Raw genomic sequence first — 26,356 nt, 5'->3', positions numbered from 1 at the left:
TACCCTCTTTTTTTATTTGCCCAGAGAACTTATAAAATTTGATATTGCCTTTTCCACCTTGGCAAGAAAACTTTCTTTCTTTTCATATGAGACTTTTAGAAGACTGAGCTGAATGTCGCTATCTTTCTTTGCAACAACCAGAATATATGTTGTACCCTCATTTACATCAATTTTTTTGGCAAAATAGCCGGACTTTCCTACCGTAAACTTTTCAACAAGACCCTGCTGCGAAAATGCTTCTTTGTTGTCTTTCTTTGTATATATGCTAATCTCCACACCCTCAGAACTTTTTCCAGACAAAACAAATACTGAAGTTGTAAGATTACTGTCGTACTCTGCTATCTCAACAAGAGAAGATGCAGTTGCCGTGACTTTGCTGCCATCTATCTCAACTGAACTTATATTCTTCGCTTGGGCAGGTGTTTTGCTGCCATCTGCAAAAACCACAGTAGCTATTGACAAAATGAATACTATCGATATTATCAGTGCAAGCTTTTTCATTTCAGCCTCACCATCAAGTTACAATCATCCTAATTACATTATACAATTTTATTATTACAAATTTGTTACAACCGTGTTAAGAGCGCATTACAAAAGTGGTCAATTTTTTTTAATGGGTAGTACAACAGTAAATTTAGTACCAACACCTTCTTTACTTTCAACCAAAATCTTCCCACCGTGTGCCTTTACAATCTCATCAGCAATCGAAAGACCAAGCCCGCTGCCACCAAGGCTTCGCGACCTTGCCTTGTCAACCCTGTAAAACCTCTCAAATATGCGCGGCAGGTCCTCTTGAGGAATTCCTGGTCCGTTGTCCTTTACAGTTATCCTCACATGCTCCTCATCCTTTTCAAGCCCAACCTCTATTTGCCCGCCTTCCTGGACATAGACAACAGCGTTGTTTATAAGATTTATCAGCACCTGTTCAAGCCTGTCTCTGTCAGCCTCAATCACCACATTTTCCTGCGTACTGCATAAAAGTTTTTGGTTTTTCTTCTTTGCATGAATCCTCATCTTTTCACACACAAACCTTACAAGTTCACCAACATTTACCTCTTCAATTTTCAAAATATTCTCACCACTGTCAAGTCGCGAAAGATACAAAAGGTCAGAAATTAGTCTTGTCATCCTGTCACACTCTTTTATTATCACATTTAGAAACTTCTTTTTCACAGTCTCATCATCAACATCCAAAAGAGTTTCAGAATAGGTCTTTATGGTGGTTATTGGAGTTCTAAGCTCATGAGACACATCTGCAACAAACTGTTTTCGCATTCTATCAAGCTTTGCCTGCTGAGTTATATCGTGAAGGATGAATATTGTACCAGTGCCCTGGTAAGAGTCTATAAAAGCTGCTGTGCTTACCTCAAGCGTCCAGCCATCAACTTCATATATTAGCGGTTGCAAAAGTTCCAAATCTCTGTTGGATTGAACTTGCTGCAAAAACCTTTCAATATCATCTTTCAAAAATCTCTTGGCACTTTCGTTTATATGAATTATTTCATTTTTGGAGTTTACAGCCAAAACTCCATCAGACATATTCTGAAGTATTCTTTCAAGCTTTTGCTTTTCAAACTCAAGTGCTGAGATATACTTTTTTACGTTTGTCGCCATAGTCCTAAAAGCGCTCGCAAGTTTGCCAATCTCATCCTGGCTGGAAATTTCAATTCTAACATCAAGATTACCCTGAGCCATCTCAAGTGCCTGTTTTGTAAGCTTTCTGAGCGGATTTGAAAGAGTCTTTGCAAATAGAAAACCAATAAAGAGTGAAAATATCATGGCAACAACGTAAGCCATAAGCAGAATATTTTTTATATCGGTAACGGTTGCAAGAACGCTCTGGACAGAAACTTCCAAGTACAGAGCTCTTTCTACTGTCCTGCCGCTTTTTACAGGGAATGCAAAAATCATTGTCTGGTTTTCAACATCCTGCTTTACAACCTTGTATCCTGCAAGGCTTGTTAGAATCTCGTCTGACGGGAAAAAACTAATGTCCATCCTTGGAAAAGATGCTAAAAGCCTGCCCCTGCTGTCTGTCACAATGAGCTTTTGAATCATGAAGCCGTACTGACTTTGTTTCATCGACTGATCGACTATAGCCTGGATTTTTTCCTGTGTCAGATTTTTATCTTCTAAAACTCTGAGTAGTGACGAGCTTACCATAAACTCAATTTTTTTCTGGATATCCTCATAAAAATAGTTTTTTGTCCTGTCAATGACGAAAAAGCTGGATATGAACATAAGCATTAAAATTAAAAGTCCAAAAACAATTATGAGTCTGCTTTCTATGCTTCTTGTCATGGTATATTTTATTCCCCTTACTTTTATATGTTAGGATTAAAGTAGTAGCCAATTCCCCTCTTTGTCAAAATAAAATTGGGCTCAGACGGATTATCTTCTATCTTTTCCCTAAGCCTTCTGACAGTAACATCAACAGTTCTCACATCTCCATAGTATTCATAGTCCCAAACCTTTTCCAAAAGCTCTTCTCTTGAAAACACCTGACCCTTTTGTGACATCAAAAACTTTAAAAGCTCATATTCTCTTACGGTAAGTTCAATAACTTTACCATTTTTCTTCACTTCAAACGTCTCTGGGTTTAAGGTCAAAGCCCCTGCTTTTAACACCTTGCCATCTTGCGAAGCGCTTTGAACTGTCCTTCTCAAGTTTGCTCTAATGCGCGCAATAAGCTCTCTTATTCCAAACGGTTTTGTTATGTAATCATCCGCCCCAAGCTCCAAACCCAAAACTTTGTCAACCTCATCAGCCTTTGCTGTTATCATTATAATAGGAACATCCGAAAACTCACGAACCTTCTTGCAAACAGAAAATCCATCAAGTTTGGGAAGCATTACATCCAGAAGAACCATGTCGAAGTTTTCAGCCTTTATTTTATTTAACGCATCCTCACCGTCATACGATGCTGTCACCTTGTACCCTTCTTTTTCCAAGTTGAACTTTATAATATCAACAATTGGCTTTTCATCGTCAACAACAAGAATATGTGCTTTGGACATAAGGTTTCAAATCCCCCTTTTTTTAAATGGAACTTTTCAATATTACCAGTCTGATAATTTAATTATACACTAATTCGATATTTTAATGTATAATTGATTTTGGAGTAACTTCAAAAAGTAAGTCCTTATGCTGCTGGAAAAGGAGGGTAAAAAAGCTCTTAAATCCTTTTTAAGAGCTGTAATCCTATGGAAAATAAAAACGTTGCATTTGAAATATTCCTTTGGCTTTTGGTATACCTTTGCTTTTTTGCAGGCACTAACTTGTTTTCAAACAATGGAATGCTTCTTCTTGTCTGGTCGCTTGTTTGCTTGATTATTGTATTCTTAATAACAATCATTTTAAGATTTTACATAACATCAACCCTGCTGTTTCTGCCAGGTTTTGTTATATCATGTATCCTTGCTATTCTGTTTATGTTCAATGTCCGCTTCCCACACTTTTTGATTTTGCTTTTGCAGGTTTTTTCAATACATTTGATGGGATTTGTAGAATTTGCAAGAGAGTCTTCCAAGATGGTAATTCTTCAAAGACCTCTTTATATTTACATACACGTGGGTCTAAACCTTGTGCTATTTTTGATTCACCTTTTTGTCATTTACCTTATTTCAGAGCTGCCAAGGCAGCAAAGACCAAAAACTCTGGATTTGACATACTCAAGGCGTAGACGAAGATAAAGCTATTCTGGAAATTTGCCAAAACAAAAGAGGGGGTTTAAAAGTCTTCACACCCCCTCTTTTTTGCTCCTATTCTCAAGGGATGCTCTTATAAAATCTGTAAAGATTGGATGAGGTCTTTGCGGTCGCGACTTGAACTCGGGATGAAACTGCACGCCCAAAAACCATGGATGGTCTTTCAGCTCTATTATCTCTACAAGCCTTCTGTCTGGCGATATTCCTGAAAATACCATGCCGGCTTGCTTGAACCTTTCCTTGAATTCATTGTTGAACTCATACCTGTGTCTGTGCCTCTCATACACAAGCTCATCGTTGTAAATTCTGTGGGCAAGAGTGCCTTCCTCAAGCTTGCACGGGTAAAGGCCAAGCCTCATAGTACCGCCTTTTGTGAATATGTCCTTTTGCTCTGGCATGATATCAATCACAGGATATGGTGTTGCTTCATCAAACTCTGTTGAGTTAGCTTTTTCAAGCCCAAGCACATTTCTTGCAAACTCAATCACAGCACACTGCATTCCCAAGCATATTCCAAAAAACGGAATCTTATTTTCTCTTGCATACTTTATAGCTGCAATCTTGCCTTCAATTCCCCTGTCACCAAATCCGCCTGGCACCAAAATCCCATCTGCCTCTTTTAACATCTCATGTGCATTTTCATAAGTAACATGCTCTGCGTTTATCCATAAAATCTCAACATGGCTGTCATTTGCAATTCCTGCATGCTTTAGCGCCTCTGCAACAGAAAGGTATGCGTCATGAAGCTCAACGTACTTTCCAACAAGGGCAATTCTGACATTCTTTTTGAGGTTTTTCTCTTTTTCAACTATCTCAATCCAGTCAGAGAGGTCTGGCTTTGTGCAGGCAAATCCAAGCTTTTCGCATATAATCTCGCCAAGCCCCTCTTTTTCAAGCATGAGAGGCACTTCATACAGGCTTTCTGCATCAATGTTTTGAATGACATATTCAGGTTTTAAATTGCAAAACAGTGCGATTTTGGCTTTGAGGTCCTGTGAAAGTGGTTTTTCTGTCCTGCAGACAATAATATCTGGCTGAATACCAATTGACCGAAGTTCTTTTACAGAGTGCTGTGTGGGTTTTGTCTTCAGCTCCCCAGACTTTGACAGGTAAGGAACAAGGGTAACATGAACATACAGAACATTTTCTTTACCAATGTCTGTCGCAACCTGCCTTATTGCCTCCAAAAACGGAAGGCTTTCAATGTCGCCAACAGTTCCGCCAATCTCTGTTATAACGACATCTGTTGAGTTGCTCTTTCCAAGCCTGTAGATTCTCTCTTTTATCTCATTTGTAATGTGAGGGATTACCTGTACTGTGCCGCCAAGAAAGTCGCCACGCCTCTCCCTTTGAATTACAGACCAGTAAATCTTTCCCGTTGTTACATTGCTGTTTTTCGTGAGATTCTCATCAATAAACCTTTCATAGTGTCCAAGGTCTAAGTCTGTCTCTGCACCGTCGTCTGTAACAAACACTTCACCGTGCTGATAAGGACTCATTGTCCCAGGGTCAACATTTATATACGGGTCAAACTTCTGCATTGTAACTTTCAAGCCGCGTGCCTTTAAAAGCCTGCCAATTGACGCTGCTGTGATCCCTTTGCCAAGCCCAGATACAACCCCGCCTGTGACAAAGATGTATTTGACTTGTTTTTCCATAGCTAAAAACCTCCATGGAATGTATATATGAAGTTGTTTTTTGTCTTTAAGATTAAGCATTGTATCATAACTTTTATATTTTAAACCATCCATCATTGGTTAGCAAGATGAAAGTTTATTTTGTAACTTCGCTTTAACTTCGCATAAAAATTGAACTTTGAAAATTGCTGGTGAGTAGGTTTGTTCTAAACGGTAGGACAACAGTACCTATAAAGAAAATCAGCGCATAAAACTGCAAGATAGCAGGCGAAATATCGAGGGAGAAAAGAAGGTGAAAGTAAATTAAATGTAACATTTAAATCTTTTGATGCGTTTTATAATTTTGATGTATAATAATTTCTTGAAAGGGTGTGATTGTTTGAAACCATCTTTGATTTTTGCCATTGGACTTTTGTGTGGCATAGGCATTATAGTGATTTATAATAAATTGTCACCTTTTTTCAAAAAGAAAAAACCCCTTATAAAGATTGCACCTGAGCAAAAGTCGTTTGATGAGCTTGTTCAAGTTTACAATAGCGTATCTCAAGATATAAAAAGAAATTTGGAAGAATACTCTTCCTTCCCAACCACAGATTGTGGAAAGCTTTTGGCTGCAAGCCTTTTTACTCAAGTTACTGTGTGCCTGAGCATTCTTTCCTCTTTAGAAAAATTTGGCATTGACACAAAAGCTGTGTTTGATGAAATCATAAGCAAAGGCAAAGGTGAACAACAATCCAATTGAAATTTTTATTTTTTATGCTGGAGGTGTTAAAAGTTGACGACAAGAGAAGTTTTGCAAAAGATTACTGTAAAAAAAGGAGATATCACAAAAGAGCAGGTTGACGCAATTGTAAATGCTGCAAATTCTCACTTAAAGCATGGCGGTGGCGTTGCCCTTGCAATTGTAAGAGCAGGTGGGCAGGAGATACAAAAAGAATCAGATGAGATTATAAAAAAGATTGGCTTTCTGCCAACAGGAAATGCTGTTATAACAAATGCTTATCGCTTGCCTTGCAAGTTTGTAATACATACAGTCGGTCCAATCTACGGTGAAGGCAATGAGGATGAAAAGCTCTATAGAGCAATCTACAACAGCCTGTATCTTGCTCACCTTTACAATTTAAAAAGCATAGCACTGCCTGCTGTCAGCAGCGGAATATTTGGATTTCCAAAGGACAGATGCGCAAAGATTTTGATTGATACAGCAGTTGACTTTCTAAGCTCTGTAAATACAAGCATTGAAAAGATTGTGTTTTGCCTTTTTGATGATGAGACTTTTAACTACTTTTTAAGCTATTATAATAGCAAATTCAGCAGGTGAACTACCATCCACTTTCAGAGGTGGAGGCTTCCTGCTTCATTGACCAGACTTGCTGCCATGGCTTTATCCCCGGCAGTAGAGATCCAATCTCCACAGGCGTGAATTCGGGTAGTTCCTACCCTACTGACTCCTTATATATGCAACTGCATACTTTCTTAGATTCTTTGCTGCATTTTCATCTCTGTCATGAACTGCTCCACATTCAGGACATTCCCATACTCTGTCATTTAACCTCAATTCACTGTAAATATATCCACAATTACTGCACATCTTAGATGATGGGAACCTCCTGTCTACCTCTATAATTTTTCTGCCATACCAATCTGCTTTGTACGAAAGGTATCCTAAAAACTTCGACCATGAACTGTCCATTATGTGTTTTGACAGTCTTGTCTTTGAAAGTCCCTTTACATTCAAACTTTCGACCACCACGACTTGGCTCTCGTCTATGATGGTCTTGGAAAGCTTGTGCAAAAAATCTTCCCTTGCACTCTTTACATACTCATGCTCTTTTGCAAGCCTTTTTCTTGCTTTCTCCCAGTTTTTAGAGCCTTCCTTCTTCCTCGCCAGCTGCCTCTGCAACCTCTTGAGTTTCTTCTCAGCTTTTATAAGATACTTCGGATATTCAACCTTAAAAGTCCCTGTATCATTTACAATTGTTACAAAGCTCTTCAAACCCAGGTCTATTCCACAAATAAAATTCTTTGGCTCTTTTATATCGTTTCTCGGGTCCTGTACATCCACAAGTATGCTCACATAATATCCGCCTGTTTTCGTTTTAACAATTGTTGCAGATTTTATTTTGCCTTCAAACTTCCTGTGAAATATTGCTTTTATTCCGCCTTTTATCTTCGGCAGATAAAGAAAACCTTTTTCAAAATCTACTCTAATCGTTTCTCTACCATTTTTAGATTGCTGATTATTGGTTGTGTATGACTGCTTATCTTTCTTTTTCTTGAACTTCGGTATTCTAAAGTGCTTCGGATTTTTGAAATAATCTCTAAATGCCTTTTCCTGCTGAAGTTGAACATTTGCCAGACCAAGACTGTCTACTTCTTTCAGGAAAGGGTATTCTCTTTTATATCTTGCAGGAGTTATTCTTGGAATCTTTTTACCCTGGCTTAATGCTTCTAACTTCTCTTGAAGCATCTTGTTCCATACAAACCTGCAACAGCCAAAAGTCTTTTCAAAAAATTCTTCTTGGGCTTTATCAGGATATATTCGGTACTTATAAGCTTTCAGCATTTTCTTTTCTCACCTTGACTTTCAATGTATCTTCTAATCATTTCAACTGGAGCTCCACCACTTGTCAGCAAACAATAACTTCTTGACCAAAAATATTACTTCCACAGCTACTGAATATTTATCAACCGCAATTCATCTCCACCTTATTGAAGATGGAGACTTCTTGCGGAAAGTTTGTTAAAAATATTAACCCATATTATAATAAATGCTGCAGCTTTTCAGCGTAAACTGCAACATTTTTCCTTAAGTTTTTGTTTCTAATTTTTGTTATTAAAACTCCTAAATCAGAATTCCAACTTTTTCCTTTATTATCCTAAGGTCAATATCATGTCGACCATATTCTTCCTTTGTCTTTTCTGTAACTTCAATTAGATTTTCTATTTTCTTAGACGTTTCATCTTTAAATTCCATCATGCTTTCCTTAAATTTTTCCATATCTTTTTTAAAGTTAAAAACCGTGGCAAAACTATTATAAAGCGTATTTATACATCCTGTGTTCTCATCTACAGAATGCTTCAAGTTATGCACAGTTCCTTCCAAGTTCACTACTCTTTCTTCCAGGCTAACTACTCTTCCTTCCAAGCTCACTACCCTTTCTTCCAAGCTAACTAATCTTCCTTCCAAGCTAATTACTTTTCCTTCCAAGCTGTCTACTCTTTCTTCTAGGCTGACTATTCTTTCTTCTAATCTACCTACTCTTCCTTCTAAAGCACTTACTTTCTCTTCTAAGTTGCCTATTCTCTCTTTGAGTCCAACAAGTTCAGTTTCTACCTTATCAAGTCTTTCCTCTACCCTGTCAAGTCTCTCTTCAACCCTGTTAAGGCGTATTTTTACCTCTTTCATATCTGTTTTTAACTCTTCTATTCCTAAGACTATTCTCTCTAACATTTCCATCTCTGACATTTTAGTGCCTCCGTGGGGGATTTGTTTTTAATATTTTATCAGATTGGAATCAAAGATTCAATTATTCTTGATTACTTCAAAAAACACAATTTCTAATAAGCATTCTCCATAAATTTGCCACCAAAGATGGTTGCCAAAATAATTTTAATGTCAAGCCAAAAAGACCAATTTTCTATGTACCAAATATCATATTTTATTCTCTCTTCAATTGAGGTATCCCCTCGCCATCCATGAATCTGTGCCCAGCCAGTAATTCCCGGGCGCACACGATGCTTTATCATGTATTTTGGAATTTCTTCTTTAAACTTTTCCACAAAATACGGTCGCTCAGGTCTTGGTCCAACAAGGCTCATATTGCCAATCAAAACATCCCAAAGCTGAGGAAGTTCATCCAAAGACAGCTTTCGTAAAATCCTGCCAATCGGTGTTCTTCTTGGATCATCTTTAGTTGTCCATTTAACCTTTTCCTCGTTAGGGTCTTGAACATACATTGTTCTGAACTTGTGCATTTTGAAAATGCGCCTATTGTAACCCACTCTTTCTTGTGTGAACAAAATTGGTCCTTCCGATGTCAATTTTATTAAAATTGCTATAATTATGAACAAAGGTAGGCAGAGGATTAAACCAAATAGCGAGACAACAATGTCAAACGTCCTTTTTATAAACCTGTTTGACCATTCATCAAGTGGGGAATAGCGTATGTTTATTAGAGGAATACCTTCAAACTCTTCAACTTGGGCTTTTGATGGTATATACCTTAAATAATCTGGAATTATATAAGTTCTTATTCCATATTTCTCACATATACTTATTATCCAGTCTAAAAGATGATATTCTTCAATTCGTAAAGCTATAATAATTTCGTCAACATTATACTTTTCCAATATTTTTTCAAGATCTTTAACCTCTCCAAGAACATTTGTTTTATTATCGTGACTTTCATTATCCAATCCTAAATATCCGATCAAGTTGAAAGTTAGAGCATACTTTTTTATATTTTCTTCAAAAGCCTTTGTTAATTCATTACGGCCTATTATTAATATATTTTCTCTCTTTGTTTTTTTGTTTTTAATATTTAGCAAAATTATCCTTTGTATTGCAATTCTGCTTAAATTATTAAACAATATATTCAAAACAGTAAAAATGAATAAAAAAACTCTAGAATAATCTGTCCATTTCAACAAGTATAATATCACGACAATGAGAATAACCACAATAACATTAACTTTAACTATGTTAGCAAAGTTGCCAAAACTATTGTGCGTCACCTTGTAAAAATTAGAAATATTCGAGATAACAAAGAATAAAATAATATAAAACAGAAGTATCAAAAGGTAACTTTCTAAATTCAAATGCCCTGTGTTCCTGAAAATATTACTCTCAAACTTTATGTACCAAGCAGCAAAAAAAACTATTGGACACAAAACAATATCTAATACTTTCAAAATACCTATAAAAAAATTTTTTACATTATGCATGATCTTTACACCTCTCCCTCTGTCTCTCGTAACACCTTACATCATTTGCCACCATAAATTTTCTCATAATACTCCATATATTTGCCAGTTGTCACTCTATTTAACCAATCTCTATTATTCAAATACCAATTTATTGTCTTAACTATTCCATCTTCAAATTTTGTTTCTGGTACCCATCCCAATTCCCTCATTATTTTTGATGGATCAATTGCATATCTTCTATCGTGCCCTTTCCTATCTTTTACAAATCTTATTAATTCTTCTGAAATAGTCTCGTCAAAATTATTCTTTAGATAATTAATTATCATCTTTACAATCTCTAGATTAGTTCTCTCATTGTGACCTCCAATATTGTAAATTTCACCTATTACACCTTTTTCTATCACCAAATCAATTGCTTTGCAATGGTCTTCAACATATAACCAGTCCCTAATGTTTAATCCGTCCCCATAAACAGGAATTGGCTTTTTGTTTAAACAATTGTTAATAACAAGCGGAATCAACTTTTCAGGAAATTGATAAGGACCGTAATTATTAGAACATCTCGTTATGTTAACAGGCATCTTATATGTATCGAAATATGCTTTTACAATTAAATCTGCTGCTGCCTTACTTGCTGAATAAGGACTATGTGGATCAAGAGGCGTTTTCTCAGTAAAATATCCTGTTTCACCTAACGAACCATACACTTCATCAGTGGATATTTGAATAAATCTTTTACCATCTGTCCACTTACCGTTCTTATACCAAAAATTCTTTGCCACATCTAAAAGTGTCTGTGTCCCCAACACATTTGTCTTTATAAAAATGTGTGGATCAATAATAGATCTGTCAACATGGGATTCAGCAGCAAAATTTACAACTACATCTATTTCATATTCTTCAAAGATGTGTTCTATAAGTTCTCTGTTTGTTATATCTCCCTTAATAAATACAAACCTCTTTTTTTGCTCTGGTGTCAATTTTGCTAAATTTTCTAAATTACCTGCATAAGTTAATTTATCCAAACCGATTATTTTCCTGTCTTTATATTTGTCAAGGTAATAATAAACAAAGTTGCTTCCGATAAAACCTGCACACCCCGTCACCAATAAATTCATACCTATTCTCTCTCCTCTTATATTAAATTTATCTGCTTTAAGTACCTCTCAGTAGCATCTTGCCACGTTGGCATTTCAAAATTTACAGTCTCCTTTAAACCAAAATTATCTAACACTGAATACCCAGGTCTTTTAGCAGGTAGCTTAAAATCATCTTTTTTTGCTCTTTCAAGCTTCCCTTTCCAGCCAATTTTTCTTAGCACAAATTCTGCCCATTCAAATCTTGAAGCAGTGGTGTTAGTGATGTGATATAATCCAAAAGCTCTTTCTTTTAATAACAAATAAGTAGCATATACTAAATCATCCGTATAAGTAGGTGCACTTATTTCATCATCAGCTATCTTTAATATATCTCTTTCTTTGCTCCAATTAAGAACCTTTCTTATGAAGTTTGCATTACCTATACCAAAAACCCAGCTAACTCGTATTAGATAGTAATATTCGGTCAAAGTCATAAACTTTTCTCCTAATAGTTTACTCTCTCCATACTTATTTATAGGAGATGGAGTATCAAAGATAGTATAAGGGGTTGATTTTTTGCCATCAAAAACATAATCAGTAGAGTAATGCACTAATTCAATTTTATTCTCAAGTGAAATAATAGCAAGATTTCTTACCCCTAATCCATTTACTAAATAAGCTGTTTTCCAATCTTCTTCAGCCTTATCAACTGCATTATAAGCTGCACAATTTATTATGTGTGTTATATCTTTCCCTTTTACAAACTTCCTAAGCTGTTTTAAATTTGTTATATCAAGCATACCATGGTCAGCAGCTATATACTCAATACCTTTTTTCGTGAAAAATCTTTGAAACGCTTGGCCTAACTGCCCAGCCGCACCTGTAATCAAAACTTTCACAGCTTTTTTCTCTCCTTTTTCATTCTCAGCCATTCCTCAAAAGTAGGTAATTGACTATCTTTCTCTGATAAAATTGGTTTGTCTATTCCATATTCTTCAAGAGGCCATTTTATCTCTAAGTCAGGATCATACCAAATTATTCCTCTATCATATTCTTTATAATAGTACTCTGTAGTTTTATACAATACATCTGCCCATTCACTAAGTGTCAAAAAACCATGTAAAAATCCTTCTGGAATATATAACATCCTTCTATTGTGTTCGTCAAGGACGATGCCAAACCACTTTTTAAACGTTGGCGAATCTTCCCTTATATCTACTGCCACATCAAAAACGGCACCTCTTATTACTCTTACAAGTTTGCCTTGTGGATAAGGTTCTTGAAAATGTAGTCCCCTCAACACACCCTTCTTAGATCTTGAATGATTGTCTTGGACAAACTTTATATTTAGTCCGATTTCATTAAATTCTTTCTCATTCCAACTCTCCATAAAAAAACCTCTATTGTCTTCAAAAACTGTGGGCTCTATTATATATAAATCTTTTATTGGTGTCTCTATCTTTTTGAATTTTGCCACTTAACTTTCACCTGCCAATTCCATGAGATACTTCCCATATTCACTGTTTCTCATCTTATATCCCAATCTATACAATTGTTCTTTATCTATATATCCCATTCTATAAGCCACTTCTTCTATACACCCTATGTAAAATCCTTGCCTTTTTTGAATCGTTTCAACAAAATTTGATGCTTCAAGAAGCCCATCAAAAGTTCCCATATCCAGCCACATAAACCCTCGCCCAAATAGTTCAACTCTCAGTTCGCCTAATTCTAAATATTTTTTTATCAAATCTGTTATTTCTAACTCGCCCCTGTTAGAAGGTCTAAGGGTTTTTGTTAGTTCAACTACTTTGTTATCAAAAAAGTAAATGCCAGGTATTGCATAATTTGACTTTGGTTTTTCTGGCTTTTCTTCAATTGAAATAACATTCATGTTAGAATCAAACTCAACCACTCCATATGCTCGAGGGTCTTTAACATAATATCCGAAAATAAGCGCTCCTTTTTCTAATCTAACAGCTTTTTTTAATAAACCACTAAACCCCTGTCCATAAAATATGTTATCACCCAGTATAAGCATACATTTGTCAGAATTAATAAACTTTTCACCAACAATAAATGCGTCTGGTAATCCACGTGGACTTTCTTGAACCGCATATTGAATATGTACTCCTATTTGTGAACCATCTTGCAACAGATTTCTATATAGCTCTACATATTCAGGGTTTGTAATCAAAAGAATTTCTCTTATTCCTGCAAGTAAAACAGTTGAAAGCGGATAATAAATCATTGGTTTATCATAGACAGGTAGCAGCTGTTTACTTATTGCCTTTGTAAGAGGATACAATCTTGTGCCACTTCCCCCAGCTAAAATTATTGCTTTCATAGTTGTTCACCTACTTTTAAGTATTCATAATATATATTATCATCTTACTTTTTCTGATAATAAATACTTACAATATTCTCTGTAAAAAAGAAATTTTTGAATCCACCATTTGAATTTTTTTTCAACTCTTTTGCTTAAAGATCTTTTTTCAACTTCCAAGTTTGAATTATTAGCATGTTTTCTATACATCACCAAGGGCTTATCATAAAAATTAATCTCATAATAAAGCGAAGCAATAAAAGCAATCCAATGGTCCTCATACGGTAAAATAGTTGGTATAGGTAATATTTTATCTAAAAGCTCTCTCTTAAACATCATTGTTCCACCAGAAACAAAATTGTTTTTTAGTAATTCTTTTGTGGGTTTCCCTCTCAAAGGTGTAATATTGTATTCATTCCAAAAAGATTTTGAAATAATATTTCCATATTCGTCTATTAAAGTTAAATCAGAGTAAGTAAGAATTGTATTACTTGCTTCTGTTAACATTTCAACTTGAATCTGGACTCTGTTAGGATAAGAAAGATCATCTGCTCCTTGAAGAGCAATAAAATCACCTTTAGCTTCGTAAAATCCTCTTGTCACAGTACTTATAATTCCACTATGAGCTTTTTTTATTATCCTTACAAGTTTACTTCTACAATAGTACTTATCTAACACTGTCAGCGTGTCATCAGTAGAGCCATCATCAACCACAATAATTTCAATTTCAATATCCTTATTTACTTCCTGATCTAATAAACTATCTATTGACTGTTTTATAAATCTCGATGCATTAAAGCATGGAACAATAATTGACACTCTTTTCAATTTTACTTCATCTCCCTAATCCATTGAATCGTTCTTTTAATTCCTTCCAAAAGCGTAATCTTAGGAGTCCATCTCAATATTCTTCTTGCATGTTCAATATTAAGTACCCTTCTTCTAACATTGTCAATATCCCTTTTATCAACATATTCTATTGGAGAACTACTATTTGTTATCTTTAAGATAACATCAGCTAGTTGATTTATTGTAATTTCAACCCCCGTAGCTATATTAAATGTTTCACCTATTGCTTTATTATTTATTCCTGCTAACAATGTCGCATCAACTACATCTTCTACATATGTAAAGTCTCTTGTCTGTTCTCCGTCCCCATGTATTTGTAATGGTGCTCCATTTAATGCATTCGTTATAAACTTTGAAATTACCCCACAATATGGATTTAAAGGTGTTTGGTACGGACCATAAACATTAGAATATCTAAGAATTGTTACTGGTACTCCATAGGTTTCATAATAGGTATTACAGTAAGACTCACTTGAAATTTTAGATGCCGCATATGGATTAAGAGGATACAACAAATCTTTCTCATTAATTGGCAAATATAAGGCATTACCATAAACTGAAACAGACGAAGCATAAACCAATCTTTCAATTTTAGAATATCTGCTTGCTTCTAATATATTGAATGTCCCATATACATTTGTTTTAAAATCTAAATATGGGTCCTTTGTTGAAACAATTATGTTCCTTGCTGCAAGATGAAAAATTATATCGCATTCTTTTACTATATCACGTACCAAATCATAGTTTTCAATATCTCCATGAATAAATTCCACTTTTTTAATATTTTCTATGTTTTCTAACCTTCCTGTAAATAGATTATCCAATACTATTATTTTTTTGACATCAAAGTTTGCTAATTTCTTTACAAGATTTGTTCCAACAAATCCTGCTCCGCCTGTCACTAAAATCACTTTATTTTTATAGCTTTCATTTAAATTAATATTCACTTCCATATACCTCCTGTAAATAAATTTTGCGCTGTATTTAGCAGAATTATAATCCTAATTTCCAAATACAATATTTATATCCTAAATTTGCATATTAGATATCAACAAAATTTTGTGGTAACAACAAATGTATCTATACAATATTTACAACTATTATCTCATTTTCTACTTTTATTCTATATATCTTCATATGTCCTCTCTCATGTTCCTAGAATCTTTTAATTTTACTACCAATTATTTCATCTCACCCATTATATGTTGAGTCATTTCTCAACTTTGCTGTCAATGTTTTAAAAAAAGTCAACAACTCATTCCCAATTTGTTCCCAATCAAGTTGAGTTTTTTGATATTCAAAAGCGTTTTTACTCATTTTAAGTCTTTCTTTTTCATCTTCAAGTAAATAAATACTTTTTTCTACAGCTTCGTGGTTATTATTTATATCAAACAAATATCCTGTTTCACCATCAACAACTTGTTCTGCTATTTCTCATACATTTGAAGCAATTACAGGTTTGCCAAATGCATAAGCTAATGGAATAACACCAGATTGAGTAGCTTCAATGTGCGGCAAAATAAGAAAATCAGCCATATGAAAAAATTCCGGTATTTTACAATTGTCAATGTATCTATTTACAATTTTGATATTGGTATTTTCCTTTATCTTAGATAAATATGGTATTAAATCACCTTCACCAACTATCCATAATTCTACATTCATTCAAAATATTTAACTCCTTTATCAAGATACATATTGTAATATTCTCATTTAATATATCATCTCCTTGTTCTTATTACTACCTTTAACAATTATTTGTAATATAATGACTCAAAATCTAATTACAATTATTATTAAAATTGTTGTTCCATTATTAACTCTTTTTGTAATAAAACTGAATAAGTTAGCAGTTTGGCGAATATAGCTCTGCTGCCCAGCAAAGTAAAGAACCTATGTAATTTTATTTTTGTTTGAAATAATCGCAAGATTTTTTGTCCCGAAGTCACTCACTATATAAGCTGTTTTCCTATTTTCCTCAGCTTTATCATCAGCAAGAATAAATAAATCTTTTATTGATGTCTCAATCTTTTGGGATTTTGACTTTCTTTTTTTGAATCTCTGTGTATCCCATTTTATTATTTCTATAATCCCTAATTGCTTTCAAAACAATCCTTATTTTATCTTTTTGTCCTTTGATTAGCCAAATTAAAAACTTTACCATTCGAGTTACAAAAAAATAGGATAAATAATAAAACTTGTTCTTTTTGTTAAACTTATTATTAAAATAAAGCCTGTTTCTATTGGAATAGTACAGAGTTATTAATGATTCTTCACCGCCAACAGTACTGCTAACCTTATGCCAAAGCTTTGCAGAAGGCTCATATAAAATTTTAATACCTGCCATTTTAGCTCTTACACAGAAATCAGTATCTTCATAGTAAAGAAAATACTCTTCTGCCAAAAATCCTATTTTATCAAAAACTGATTTATGTATTAAAATGCAACATCCTGTAGCAAAATCTATTTCTTTTCGTACATCAAATTGTCCTTTGTCTATTTTATTAACTCCATAATGAAAGCTTAACCCTTTTTTCCAGTTCAAACTTCCCCCCGCTGACCAAATTTTATTTGGACTATCATAGTAATATATTTTAGGTGAAATAATTGCATTATTATTTTCTATGGATGCCTTAACCATATTTTTTATTAAATCTTTATCTATTTCTGTATCATTGTTAAGTAAAAGGACATATTCACATTCATTTTCCAATGCATATTTTATACCAATATTATTAGCAGCAGAAAACCCTAAATTCTTTTCATTTTTTATTATAACAATTTTACTATTAAATTCTTCCTCAAGCAACCTGACAGAATTATCACTTGATGCATTATCAACTACAATCACTAAATAATTTTCATAAGATGATTTCAATACACTTCTAACACAAGTGCTTGTATATCTTTCACCATTATAATTTACAATCACAACCCCGACTTTTGGATTTGTCATTTTATAATTCTCCTTTTTATCTCTGATATAATAATCTTGCCACATCTGGATCTCTTAAAAGCATTTAATCTCTTAATCCCAACCCATAGTAAAGTGATTTATGCTTGTCAGCTATTTTCTCCCAATCGAATAAATTCTTGATCTGATTTGTTTTTGCAATTAACTTGTTCCTATATTCCATATCATAGAAAAATTTATCAATATTTCTTGATAATCCTACCACATCATTAGGTTTTACCAGATAATCTCTGAAAATCTCTAACAAATCTGGAGATGTCAATTTTGTATAAGTTGATAAAACTGGAACATTATGAACAACAGAAGCTATAAAACTTCCTCTTCTATATGTTAAACCATCTCTATATGGTAATACACATAAATTTGATGCTTTTAAATATTCTGATACTTGAGATTCTGTTAAATATCCCGTTATTTCTATCTTGTTTTTATTAATGTTTAATTGTTTTAATAAGTTTCTTATTTTACAATGATATTCATCACTATCATCTAATTCAGCTAAAATATTTAATTTAAAATCATCTTCAGTATATACTTTTGTCAAAACAATTGCTCTCAATAATGTTTCCAAACCTTTGTCAGGTCTAATAAAACCAAAATAACTAATTGTATGATTATTGGTATATAGTTTATTTTCATTATTTTCAGAAGATTTATCTGGTAAAATATTTGAACCTATATTTATTACTTCAAACTTATCTTTCATAAGGAAAAGAAACAATTTTAGAATTATTTTCTTCTCTTCATCATTGGTTAAAATAATTTTATCGCTAAATAACACAAGTGGAATGATTGATATTTTTCTCAAAATGTGCGACTGACTAAACTCATGTAATGTTGTAATAATCCTTATTCTTTTTTGGAAAACCATATCTTTCATCTTTATATATAATGGTAATAAATTTATGCCAATTTTGTATCCATATCCTTTTGTGGGATACTGTATATGAATAATATTAATATTATTTTTATTGACATAATTATAGATTTCTTTAATACACTGTAAATCCCAATTTAAAATTGCAGGCTCACAAATTCCATCTGATACCACTTTTTCGTTTTTTGTAGTTAAAACTTTTATTCCAATACCAGTTTTGTTTATAAAATTTGCTAAAACCTTAGTATAATCTCCAACTCCACATTTCATGTTGGGATATGAACCCGATATCATTAATACTTTCATTAGAGGCCCCTCTCAAATCTATGATTAAATACAAAAAACTTTTCACTTATCTTAATTAATATATCTACTAAGAAGCAAATCTTTTTTTATGTACTATTTTTCGTCGATATTTTAAAAATCATCTGCCTCATAAAAGAAAAGACTCTCTGCAATTTAACAGAAGATATATCTATATCAGATTGGCTTAAAGCAATTATATTTGATGCATATATTATCCAAAATTGTGATTCAATGGGAAATAACCCCCATGCAATATCAGAAATAGCAGCAATTTGTACAGATAAAAATGATAAAATAAATACTCCATATAATTCACTACTACCTTTATTTTTTAAAAACTTAATTAATTTATAATCGATAAAAAACAATGTAAACAAAAATAAGCACCCCATTAAAATTCCTAATGAAAACAAAACCTCAACATAAAGAGACTCATGTCCAAAATTAGGATTTCCAAGCAATAATTTCACTAATGAAGTATTACTAAGCAAACCAAGTGTAATTCTATTATTCATTGTTACTATCTCTTCAGATTTATTATTGAATAACCTCATTATAATAGGTTTTATTAGCCCTTCTTTTGAAATTGTTGAAAGGATAATAAGTATTGTGATAGTTAATGTAATCTTATAAATGAATTCTTTTATTGTAATATTAAACTTCTTATAGACTATTCTGAAAAAATTTAAGACAACAATCAACATAACAAATGCAATAATTGCTGTTCTTGATAAACTTCTGAAAACGCATATTATGGTCAGCGATTGTAATAAATATGATGTATTCCTCCATTTTGTTTTTTCCCAATAAAGTAATAAGGGATAATATAATACCAGAAAAATTCCAAACATATTTCCATTTTGATAAGTGGATATTAACTTGTAATATTCTCCAACTTTATTACATTTAGCTGTTAAAAGCCTGTATACATCAAAATTGAAGTTCTTTAACTGTGTATAATTTGCAGTTAATCCTGGAATAATTGTGCTTTCAATGCCAAACATTATTTGAATTATTCCATATATTACTGGTATAGCACCTACAATTGTTATAATTTTCAACATATCTTTTATCGACAATTTTTTCCTGATAATTATGTTAAACAAAATAGGTAATACAACAAATCCTAATATATATCTTATAACTGTTTCCTTATTATTGAGATCATGCATTAATAAGTAAATTAATAGTGATATAAAACCCCAATATGGGATTAGATCAATTAAAACTAAAGGTTTATAAAACCTCAAATTCAGTGCTATATATATTACAACAACTATAATACCAACATAAAATGGTATATTACAGATATTAAATCCACTCTTGGGTATTGCAAATACAAATAGGCATAAAACTGAGAATAATATATAATCAACTGTATTGTTTTTTCTCTCCAACAGAAATTCACCTCGCTACCTTTATCATGCATTTTCAATGGACTTACCTTTAAACATAGCTGCAGATATTATCTTGTATCTCTAATCAAAATGACTACTTCACTCTATACTAAGTATCATATTTAGTCCTTTTTTCGATTCGTATATCCTCTTTTAGACCATGGATTTGAGCTTCGTCTGTTATTCCATGACGAATGCAATGTTTTATTAAATACAGTAGGAATTTCTTCCTTGAAACTTCTCGTAAAAATATGTTCGTTTCTGGCCTCAGACCGATATGGTTTAATATTTTCAATTAGCGCATCTCTCAGCTGGGAAATTTTATCAAATGAGAAGTTCTCTTTAAATTTTCCCAATTGGAGCTCTTCTATAGTCATCTTTAGTTGTCCACTTTAATTTTTCTTCATTTGGATTCTGGATATACACATTGTTCTAAACTTGCACATTTTAAAGATTCTCTGTTATAACCTAACTTTTTTGTAAATATAATTGAACTTTTTGAAGTAAATTTAATAATGGCTATTATCAGCATAAACTGAGATTAAATTGTGTGGCATATTAAGCTACTTTACGTTGGAATTTCTTCTATTAAATTCTATTTCATGTTTATCTAAAAAAGAATACCTAATGTTGATGAATGGAATAAATTTGAAATAGCCAAGAACAATATACGCTTTAATTTTGCATTTCTGCATGTTTCAACAATAAAGTTAATATTCTCTTCAGAGAGTAGTTTATATATATAAGACTATTCTTAAACAATAAGTCTGGAAGTCTCAGAATACTGGTTCATAAAGCAAACCACTCTTGAATTTTATCAATTACAAAATATCAAAAGAAATTACTATCATGATTAAATCTATAATCGCTGTGAATTTATAAATAATCCTTTCAAATTACGTGTTGTTATTATTTCCATTTTATGGAATTTTCAAGCCATTAAAAAGCACTTTTCTGTATGTTATTAACATAATCGCTTATCTCTTGCCTAAATCTTTCTGCGCTGAACTTTTCAGCATGTCTGCGGATATATGCTGAGTCAAACATTTCTATATTTCTTTCAAACCTATTGATGGCTTCTTTCAAACCTTCTGAATTCTGTTTCTCAAAAAAGATTCCTGTCTTATTTTCTTCAACTGTTTCGACAACTCCACCTTTTTTAAAAGCAATCACTGGTCTCCCACATGCTTGAACCTCTACAGGAACTATTCCAAAATCTTCTATGCCAGGAAATATTAATGCTTTGCAATGTTGATACAGTTCCCTTATTGTATCTTCTGACTGATACCCTAAAAATTCAATATTCTTTTTCGCTAATGACTTTAGCTTTTTTAATTCAGGACCTTCTCCTACAATAATTAATTTTTCATTTAGCTGATTAAATGCATCAACGGCAATATCAATTCTCTTGTAAGAAACCAAACGTGACACAATCAAATAATAATTTCCTATTTCTTTTTTGCTTGAGGGCACATAAAATTCTGTATCAACTGGGGGATAGATAACCTTACTTTCACGTTTATAATATTTTCTTATTCTATTTGCCACATAATTTGAATTTGCAATAAAATAGTCAACCCTATTTGCAGCAACAGAATCCCATATTCTTAAATTATGAAAACTTTTTTCTAAATATTTCTTAATAATAAAATTGTAGTCTTTCATGTATTCATGAAACATATCCCAAATATATCTAGGAGGAGTGTGACAATAACAAATATGCAGACTATTTGGTGGTGTAATAACACCTTTTGCAAAAGCTGAAGACGAACTAATTATCAAATCAAATTCACTCAAATCAAAACTCTCAAAAGCCTTTGGCATATAGTTAAAAAACAATTGATGTTTTACTTTTGCTAATGGATTTTTCTGTAGATTAGATGTTATTATAGTACAATCTTTGAAATACTTGCCTAATTTTTTTTCATTATATACTAAAGTGTAAATCGGTGCTTCAGGAAATATTTTTCTAAGTTCTAGAACCACTTTTTCTGACCCCGCTAAGTTTGTAAGCCATTCATGAACTATCGCTATTTTCATTTTAGCCTCCTATTTATTTCAAAATTTATATAGTGATATTTTGCATTTGGAAATAAAGCCTTATTGTCAAACTATTATTGTTTATTCTTAATTTCTTATTAATTACTAAATCAATCAAACAATGTGATAAACTGCCCAATACAATAACCTTTTTATCTTGTCATTTCATCAAAAATACCTTGGCTCTTAAAAATGGAGACAAAAATACATAAAATAGCATCTCGCATTACTTACCTTTTAGTGCTCTTAATATATGTTCAATATAGTTGTACGCTACAACATAAGGTGGTAATGCAAAAACATTTAACATAAAATACTAATAGCAAATTTCAATAATACCAGAACTTTCCTATTACTAAATCCCATTTACCTCTTTCCTAACTTCATCAACAATTTGCCTTATTCTGTCCGTAATTTCAAAATTAATATGTGGACTTGCCCTTATAACCTCAGGCATTCTTTCTCTTTCCTTCTTCACCCTCTCAATCTCCTCAGGAATCTTCAGCACAACTTCAAAATACTTCTTTGCCTTTTCTTTATCGCCTTTTCCAAGGTAATAATCTCCAACCTTTGCATATGCATCAGCCTTCAGCTCATAGTTTGCTGGTTGAAGAGGCTGAAGCTTTATCCCCTGTTCTATCTGTGAAAGTCCGCTATCTATTGCCCCATGAGCAAGAAGATATATAGCATATTTGAACCTTATCTTTGCGTTGAACCTGTCATTTACAATTGCCTGTTTGAAATAGCCATCTGCCTTTGCAATTAGGTTTGCGTCTTTGTTCTGGTCACCTATACGGTAAAGTACAACCGCATAATCAGAAAGCGCATTGGAGCTGAGTGGGTCGTATGTGATAGCTTTTGACAAAAACGAATATGCAGCAGACAAATTTCCCATCTGCAGCGCCTGCTGCCCCACATTTGCATAGTAATTTCCAAGCCTGAAGTTTAGTGAAATTACTATCACAAACAGATAAAATATCGCCAGCAAAGCAGGCACAAAATTTGTCTTTTTGCCCGTGTAAATCACCTTTTCTTGCTTATGCTTTTGAAGAATCTGTGAGGATGTCGAAACTAATACCCCTAAAGCTGCAAATAGCAGAACTTGTACAGATGCTAGCGAAAAATCAAAGTCGAGAACTGAGTGAGAATAAAGCTGCACTGCTGCCGCCACAAGCCCAGCAATAATAATATTCTCTTTTTGTTCCTTTTTAGCCCATGCCTTGAGCGAAGTTGAAAATAAAAACCATAAAAATATTAGTAGTATACAAAATCCAACAATCCCCGTGTCAAGAAGCACCTGCAAAAAGTAGTTGTGAGACTGGGTTGTAAAATACAAATAAGACTGGTACATAAAATACAGCGATACCCATGCTCCTCCACCATAGCCAAATACAGGACTTCTCAAAAATATCTTTAATCCATCTTTATAAAAGACCATTCTTTCAATAAAGTTTCTCTCTTTCCAGAACATGGCTATGGATTTGATTTTTGCAACCATGTCTGAAGGAATCAAATGTGTCTTTAGAGCAATTGCAAAACCTATTATAGCCAAAATAATCGCTGCACCTGCTGCAGCTATGTAAAAGTTGTTGCTAAGGCCATAAAGTTTTCTCTCCACAAATCCAAAAGCATATGTCAGGGCAAAAACCAGAAGCATCTGGAAGAGCAAAACAAACCAAAGTTTTACTTTCCCATGTTCGTTTAGGTTTGCCCCAACCTTATTCAAAAAAGCAATAACAAAAGCGCCAACAATCGCTATGTTAAAAATGAGCGAAATTCTTTTTTCTCTCGGCAAAAGCAAGAAAAACACCAAAAGAGCAAGCAAGAGGGTAATATATGAGCCTCTTGAATATGTAAAGAAAAATGCTGTAAATATAAAGCTTGAAAAGGCAAAATAAATGCTTTTCAGCACCCTATTTTCGTTGTAAAGCGCCAGCATCAAAGAGATTATAAATCCGAATGCCAAAACAGTTCCTGCCGTGTTATGATACTGAAGTGTTGAGTTTATCATATTCCCAACCCAAAGTCCATTCATTGCCATGCCAAGAGGCCGGGCAGTCTCTGGAATTAACTTTACTGCTGCTTGATATCCAAAAAATGCAACACCTACTGTTGAGAGAAAAAGAGCGTTCAAAATTGCAAGCTTTTCTGCTTTGCCTTTTGAAATTCTCGATGCAACATAAAAAACTGCAAAGTAAAATGCATACTTGAAAAATTCTCCAAGTGCAAGCCTTCTGTTTGCTGCAAAGAAATATGGAATAATATATGCAACCATAAAAAGAAGCAAGACAAGTTCAAGTTTTGAATTTACTAAAAAACCCTCTTTTGAAAGATAAAGATATATTGCAAAAAGGATAAAAATTGCTGCCATTGCTGCCTGAAATGCACCAAGTTCATAGTCAAAATAGAGCCCCCTGTAGTACGGGCTCATGAGAACAAGCACGCAAAAGGCAAAAAGTACAAATATTTTGTATACTGAAAGTGTTTTACCTCCAAAAATAGATATTTCAGCTCCACTAAATTTATTGGCACTTTGAGATATACTTTTCTTCTCGCTTTTTTTTGCCATCTTGCAATTTCTCCTTTATCCTTTGTATTTTAATACAATAACCTTCTGCTTTTCTGGAAGGCTATTGATTTCAATCTCACTTGTCTGCAAAATTTCAACATCTTCAAAATGCTTTGTAAACTCCTCTACCTTTCCAAGGTCAAATTTGAGCTTTTCTGTTTTATAATGCATAGGAATTATAACTCTTGGATTTATGGCCTTTGCAACATTGAAAGCCTCTTTTGCATCAATTGTATACACGCCGCCAACAGGAATTAAAAGAATATCAACTTTCCCCACCTTTTCAAGCTCAGATGCTGCAAGCTCATGACCCAAATCGCCAAGATGTGCAATTGAAAACTCATCCTCTATGACAAACACAATGTTTTCTCCTCGTTTTTGACCATTTTCTTTGTCGTGGAAGGTCTTTATGCCTTTTATTTTAACACCCTTGACCTCAAATTCGCCTTCCTTATCGACAAGAACATAATCTCCTTTTAGGCTACCTGTGTAGCCATGGTCAAAATGCTTGTGAGATGTCAGCACCACATCTGGAGATAGCTCAAACACCGTGTAGCCAACAGAACCATCGTACGGGTCTGTCAAGATCTTTATTCCTGATTTTGTCTCAATCAAAAAGCTTGCATGTGCAAGGTATGTGATTTTCATTTTTACATACCTCCTGTAAATTTATATCAGAAATAATTATATACCAAATATCAAGAGAAGTTAATTAAAATTTTGTGAAAAAATTTCTTCTGCTCGGAATTGCACTCAAGTTGCAATTTCTGTTATCATTTTGTTGAAAGAGTTTTAAAGCAACTGAAGGAGGCAAACAACAATTGAAATTTGTTGCTCAGACCTTTAAAACAGAAAAAAGACTAATTTTAATCTCATTTTCGATTTTTGCACTTTCTTGTATCCTTGGCATTGTTGCAGGACTTTATTTTGGAGATGAAATTCAAAAATTCATCACCCAGTATGTCAGGAAACTGTTTGAAAACATCTTGAAAAATGCAAAAAACCCTTACCTTCTCTTTCTTGCAATCCTCAAGAACAACATGAAAGTCTATCTTATAACCATCACAGTAGGGACCTTGACATTTGGGCTTGTATCTGTGTTTGTGCTGCTCACAAACGGTTTTATAGTTGGTGCTGTTGCTACAATTTCAGCAAAGCAGATATCTATTGCAAAGACACTACTTTTGATTTTGCCCCATGGGATATTTGAAATTGCAGCATTCATAATAGGCAGCGCAGCCTCGGCGATATTTCTTGAAAGTGCAGTCTTTTCAAAGGAAAAACCAAATTTAAATATTGCATTTAAAAGATTTTTGACACTTGCTATATGTGGTGCTACCTTAGTAGTATTTGCAGCCTTTATAGAAGCTTTTGTCACCTCAAGCTTTGCAAAATAAAAGAGCCGATTGGAAATTAGAAGACTAAAACAAAATAGGCAGGAAGTCAATTCTTCCTGCCTATTCATCCAATATCCTATTTTCAAATTCAGCATATCCCAGTTGCCTTATGCAAGGCAAGCAGGATATACCTGGAGCCTTTCATCTCCCGCATGCGCGAAAGGTACTCGGCTCCTCATAAACAAATGGTGACCCCGAGGGGATTCGAACCCCTGTTACAGGCGTGAAAGGCCTGTGTCTTAACCACTTGACCACGGGGCCACCTGTCA

General features: G+C 33.5%; 26 protein-coding genes, 1 tRNA gene and 1 pseudogene. 4 read left to right on the top strand and 24 right to left on the bottom strand.

All coding sequences use genetic code 11. From position 1 onward, the window contains the following. Nucleotides 1-12: 12 nt before the first annotated feature. The 3 genes from OTK01_RS00355 to OTK01_RS00345 form a co-directional block, all read right to left on the bottom strand. Nucleotides 13-501: a hypothetical protein gene (locus OTK01_RS00355; protein WP_029229022.1), complete on the bottom strand. Its 489-nt coding sequence runs from the start codon at nt 499-501 to the stop codon at nt 13-15. 99 nt (nt 502-600) lie between these two features. Next, nucleotides 601-2,301 carry an ATP-binding protein gene (locus tag OTK01_RS00350; protein WP_029229023.1) on the bottom strand — a complete coding sequence of 567 codons (1,701 nt, stop codon included), beginning with the start codon at nt 2,299-2,301 and terminating at the stop codon, nt 601-603. 23 nt (nt 2,302-2,324) lie between these two features. Beyond that, nucleotides 2,325-3,017, bottom strand: coding sequence for a response regulator (locus tag OTK01_RS00345; protein ID WP_029229024.1), 693 nt, complete (start codon nt 3,015-3,017; stop codon nt 2,325-2,327). A 186-nt stretch (nt 3,018-3,203) separates the two neighbouring features. Here OTK01_RS00345 and OTK01_RS00340 point away from each other — a divergent pair, with 186 nt between their 5' ends. Continuing rightward, nucleotides 3,204-3,692, top strand: coding sequence for a hypothetical protein (locus OTK01_RS00340; RefSeq protein WP_029229025.1), 489 nt, complete (start codon nt 3,204-3,206; stop codon nt 3,690-3,692). Between the two features lie 47 nt (nt 3,693-3,739). On the opposite strand, the gene OTK01_RS00335 is transcribed toward OTK01_RS00340, so the two are convergent. After that, complete coding sequence (locus OTK01_RS00335) at nt 3,740-5,365, bottom strand: CTP synthase (RefSeq protein ID WP_013433610.1); 1,626 nt, start codon at nt 5,363-5,365, stop codon at nt 3,740-3,742. A gap of 358 nt (nt 5,366-5,723) precedes the next feature. Here OTK01_RS00335 and OTK01_RS00330 point away from each other — a divergent pair, with 358 nt between their 5' ends. Next, nucleotides 5,724-6,086, top strand: a complete 363-nt coding sequence (locus OTK01_RS00330; RefSeq protein ID WP_029229026.1) for a hypothetical protein — start codon at nt 5,724-5,726, stop codon at nt 6,084-6,086. Between the two features lie 33 nt (nt 6,087-6,119). Further along, complete coding sequence (locus tag OTK01_RS00325) at nt 6,120-6,665, top strand: macro domain-containing protein (protein WP_029229027.1); 546 nt, start codon at nt 6,120-6,122, stop codon at nt 6,663-6,665. 120 nt (nt 6,666-6,785) lie between these two features. Here the strand turns inward: OTK01_RS00325 and OTK01_RS00320 are convergent, their stop codons facing one another. The 19 genes and pseudogenes from OTK01_RS00320 to OTK01_RS00230 form a co-directional block, all read right to left on the bottom strand. Beyond that, entirely contained in the window at nt 6,786-7,910 is a 1,125-nt protein-coding gene (locus OTK01_RS00320) for an RNA-guided endonuclease TnpB family protein (RefSeq protein WP_029229028.1), read from the bottom strand. Beyond that, nucleotides 7,904-8,005: pseudogene (locus tag OTK01_RS00315) on the bottom strand (transposase); the annotation flags it as partial. The pseudogene OTK01_RS00315 and the gene OTK01_RS00320, both read right to left, overlap by 7 nt. A gap of 184 nt (nt 8,006-8,189) precedes the next feature. Next, complete coding sequence (locus tag OTK01_RS00310) at nt 8,190-8,813, bottom strand: hypothetical protein (protein ID WP_029229029.1); 624 nt, start codon at nt 8,811-8,813, stop codon at nt 8,190-8,192. Nucleotides 8,814-8,905: 92 nt separating this feature from the next. Further along, nucleotides 8,906-10,291 carry an undecaprenyl-phosphate glucose phosphotransferase gene (locus OTK01_RS00305; RefSeq protein ID WP_029229030.1) on the bottom strand — a complete coding sequence of 462 codons (1,386 nt, stop codon included), beginning with the start codon at nt 10,289-10,291 and terminating at the stop codon, nt 8,906-8,908. Nucleotides 10,292-10,332: 41 nt separating this feature from the next. Next, on the bottom strand, nt 10,333-11,391 hold the full coding sequence (gene rfbB, locus OTK01_RS00300) for a dTDP-glucose 4,6-dehydratase (RefSeq protein WP_029229031.1): 1,059 nt from the start codon (nt 11,389-11,391) through the stop codon (nt 10,333-10,335). 17 nt (nt 11,392-11,408) lie between these two features. Then, nucleotides 11,409-12,284, bottom strand: coding sequence for a dTDP-4-dehydrorhamnose reductase (gene rfbD, locus OTK01_RS00295; protein ID WP_269011625.1), 876 nt, complete (start codon nt 12,282-12,284; stop codon nt 11,409-11,411). After that, complete coding sequence (gene rfbC, locus OTK01_RS00290) at nt 12,248-12,829, bottom strand: dTDP-4-dehydrorhamnose 3,5-epimerase (RefSeq protein WP_029229033.1); 582 nt, start codon at nt 12,827-12,829, stop codon at nt 12,248-12,250. Before rfbC ends, rfbD begins: the two co-directional genes overlap by 37 nt. Next, nucleotides 12,830-13,699 carry a glucose-1-phosphate thymidylyltransferase RfbA gene (rfbA, locus tag OTK01_RS00285; RefSeq protein ID WP_029229034.1) on the bottom strand — a complete coding sequence of 290 codons (870 nt, stop codon included), beginning with the start codon at nt 13,697-13,699 and terminating at the stop codon, nt 12,830-12,832. Between the two features lie 39 nt (nt 13,700-13,738). Beyond that, complete coding sequence (locus OTK01_RS00280; RefSeq protein ID WP_232841713.1) at nt 13,739-14,497, bottom strand: glycosyltransferase; 759 nt, start codon at nt 14,495-14,497, stop codon at nt 13,739-13,741. 11 nt (nt 14,498-14,508) lie between these two features. Further along, the gene (locus OTK01_RS00275) at nt 14,509-15,474 is read right to left on the bottom strand and encodes an NAD-dependent epimerase/dehydratase family protein (RefSeq protein WP_029229036.1); all 966 of its coding nucleotides are present in this window, start codon (nt 15,472-15,474) and stop codon (nt 14,509-14,511) included. A gap of 244 nt (nt 15,475-15,718) precedes the next feature. Further along, the gene (locus OTK01_RS00270; RefSeq protein ID WP_084694651.1) at nt 15,719-15,958 is read right to left on the bottom strand and encodes a glycosyltransferase; all 240 of its coding nucleotides are present in this window, start codon (nt 15,956-15,958) and stop codon (nt 15,719-15,721) included. A gap of 3 nt (nt 15,959-15,961) precedes the next feature. After that, the gene (locus OTK01_RS00265; RefSeq protein ID WP_029229038.1) at nt 15,962-16,192 is read right to left on the bottom strand and encodes a glycosyltransferase family 4 protein; all 231 of its coding nucleotides are present in this window, start codon (nt 16,190-16,192) and stop codon (nt 15,962-15,964) included. Between the two features lie 358 nt (nt 16,193-16,550). Further along, a complete protein-coding gene (locus OTK01_RS00260; protein ID WP_029229039.1) occupies nt 16,551-17,483 on the bottom strand; it encodes a glycosyltransferase family 2 protein in 933 nt (310 codons plus the stop codon). 64 nt (nt 17,484-17,547) lie between these two features. Continuing rightward, nucleotides 17,548-18,684 carry a glycosyltransferase gene (locus tag OTK01_RS00255; protein WP_029229040.1) on the bottom strand — a complete coding sequence of 379 codons (1,137 nt, stop codon included), beginning with the start codon at nt 18,682-18,684 and terminating at the stop codon, nt 17,548-17,550. Between the two features lie 86 nt (nt 18,685-18,770). Then, nucleotides 18,771-20,081 carry a hypothetical protein gene (locus OTK01_RS00250; protein WP_029229041.1) on the bottom strand — a complete coding sequence of 437 codons (1,311 nt, stop codon included), beginning with the start codon at nt 20,079-20,081 and terminating at the stop codon, nt 18,771-18,773. Between the two features lie 122 nt (nt 20,082-20,203). Then, a complete protein-coding gene (locus OTK01_RS00245) occupies nt 20,204-20,458 on the bottom strand; it encodes a hypothetical protein (RefSeq protein ID WP_029229042.1) in 255 nt (84 codons plus the stop codon). Between the two features lie 562 nt (nt 20,459-21,020). Then, the gene (locus tag OTK01_RS00240) at nt 21,021-22,121 is read right to left on the bottom strand and encodes a glycosyltransferase (RefSeq protein ID WP_029229043.1); all 1,101 of its coding nucleotides are present in this window, start codon (nt 22,119-22,121) and stop codon (nt 21,021-21,023) included. Between the two features lie 355 nt (nt 22,122-22,476). Then, nucleotides 22,477-24,690 (bottom strand): O-antigen ligase family protein, encoded by a 2,214-nt coding sequence (locus tag OTK01_RS00235; RefSeq protein WP_029229044.1) that lies wholly within the window; start codon nt 24,688-24,690, stop codon nt 22,477-22,479. Between the two features lie 15 nt (nt 24,691-24,705). Beyond that, a complete protein-coding gene (locus OTK01_RS00230; protein WP_029229045.1) occupies nt 24,706-25,338 on the bottom strand; it encodes an MBL fold metallo-hydrolase in 633 nt (210 codons plus the stop codon). A gap of 173 nt (nt 25,339-25,511) precedes the next feature. On the opposite strand from OTK01_RS00230, the gene OTK01_RS00225 reads away from it, so the two are divergent. Then, a complete protein-coding gene (locus tag OTK01_RS00225) occupies nt 25,512-26,087 on the top strand; it encodes a stage II sporulation protein M (RefSeq protein ID WP_029229046.1) in 576 nt (191 codons plus the stop codon). Nucleotides 26,088-26,273: 186 nt separating this feature from the next. Here OTK01_RS00225 and OTK01_RS00220 read toward each other — a convergent pair. Beyond that, nucleotides 26,274-26,348: transfer RNA gene (locus OTK01_RS00220), tRNA-Glu, on the bottom strand. Nucleotides 26,349-26,356 lie beyond the last annotated feature (8 nt).

The sequence above is a fragment of the Caldicellulosiruptor acetigenus genome (genome assembly GCF_026914305.1).
Taxonomy (GTDB): Bacteria; Bacillota; Thermoanaerobacteria; order Caldicellulosiruptorales; family Caldicellulosiruptoraceae; genus Caldicellulosiruptor; species Caldicellulosiruptor acetigenus.
Note: the sequence above shows the minus strand (reverse complement) of the source record. Positions and strands in the feature narration are given on the sequence as shown.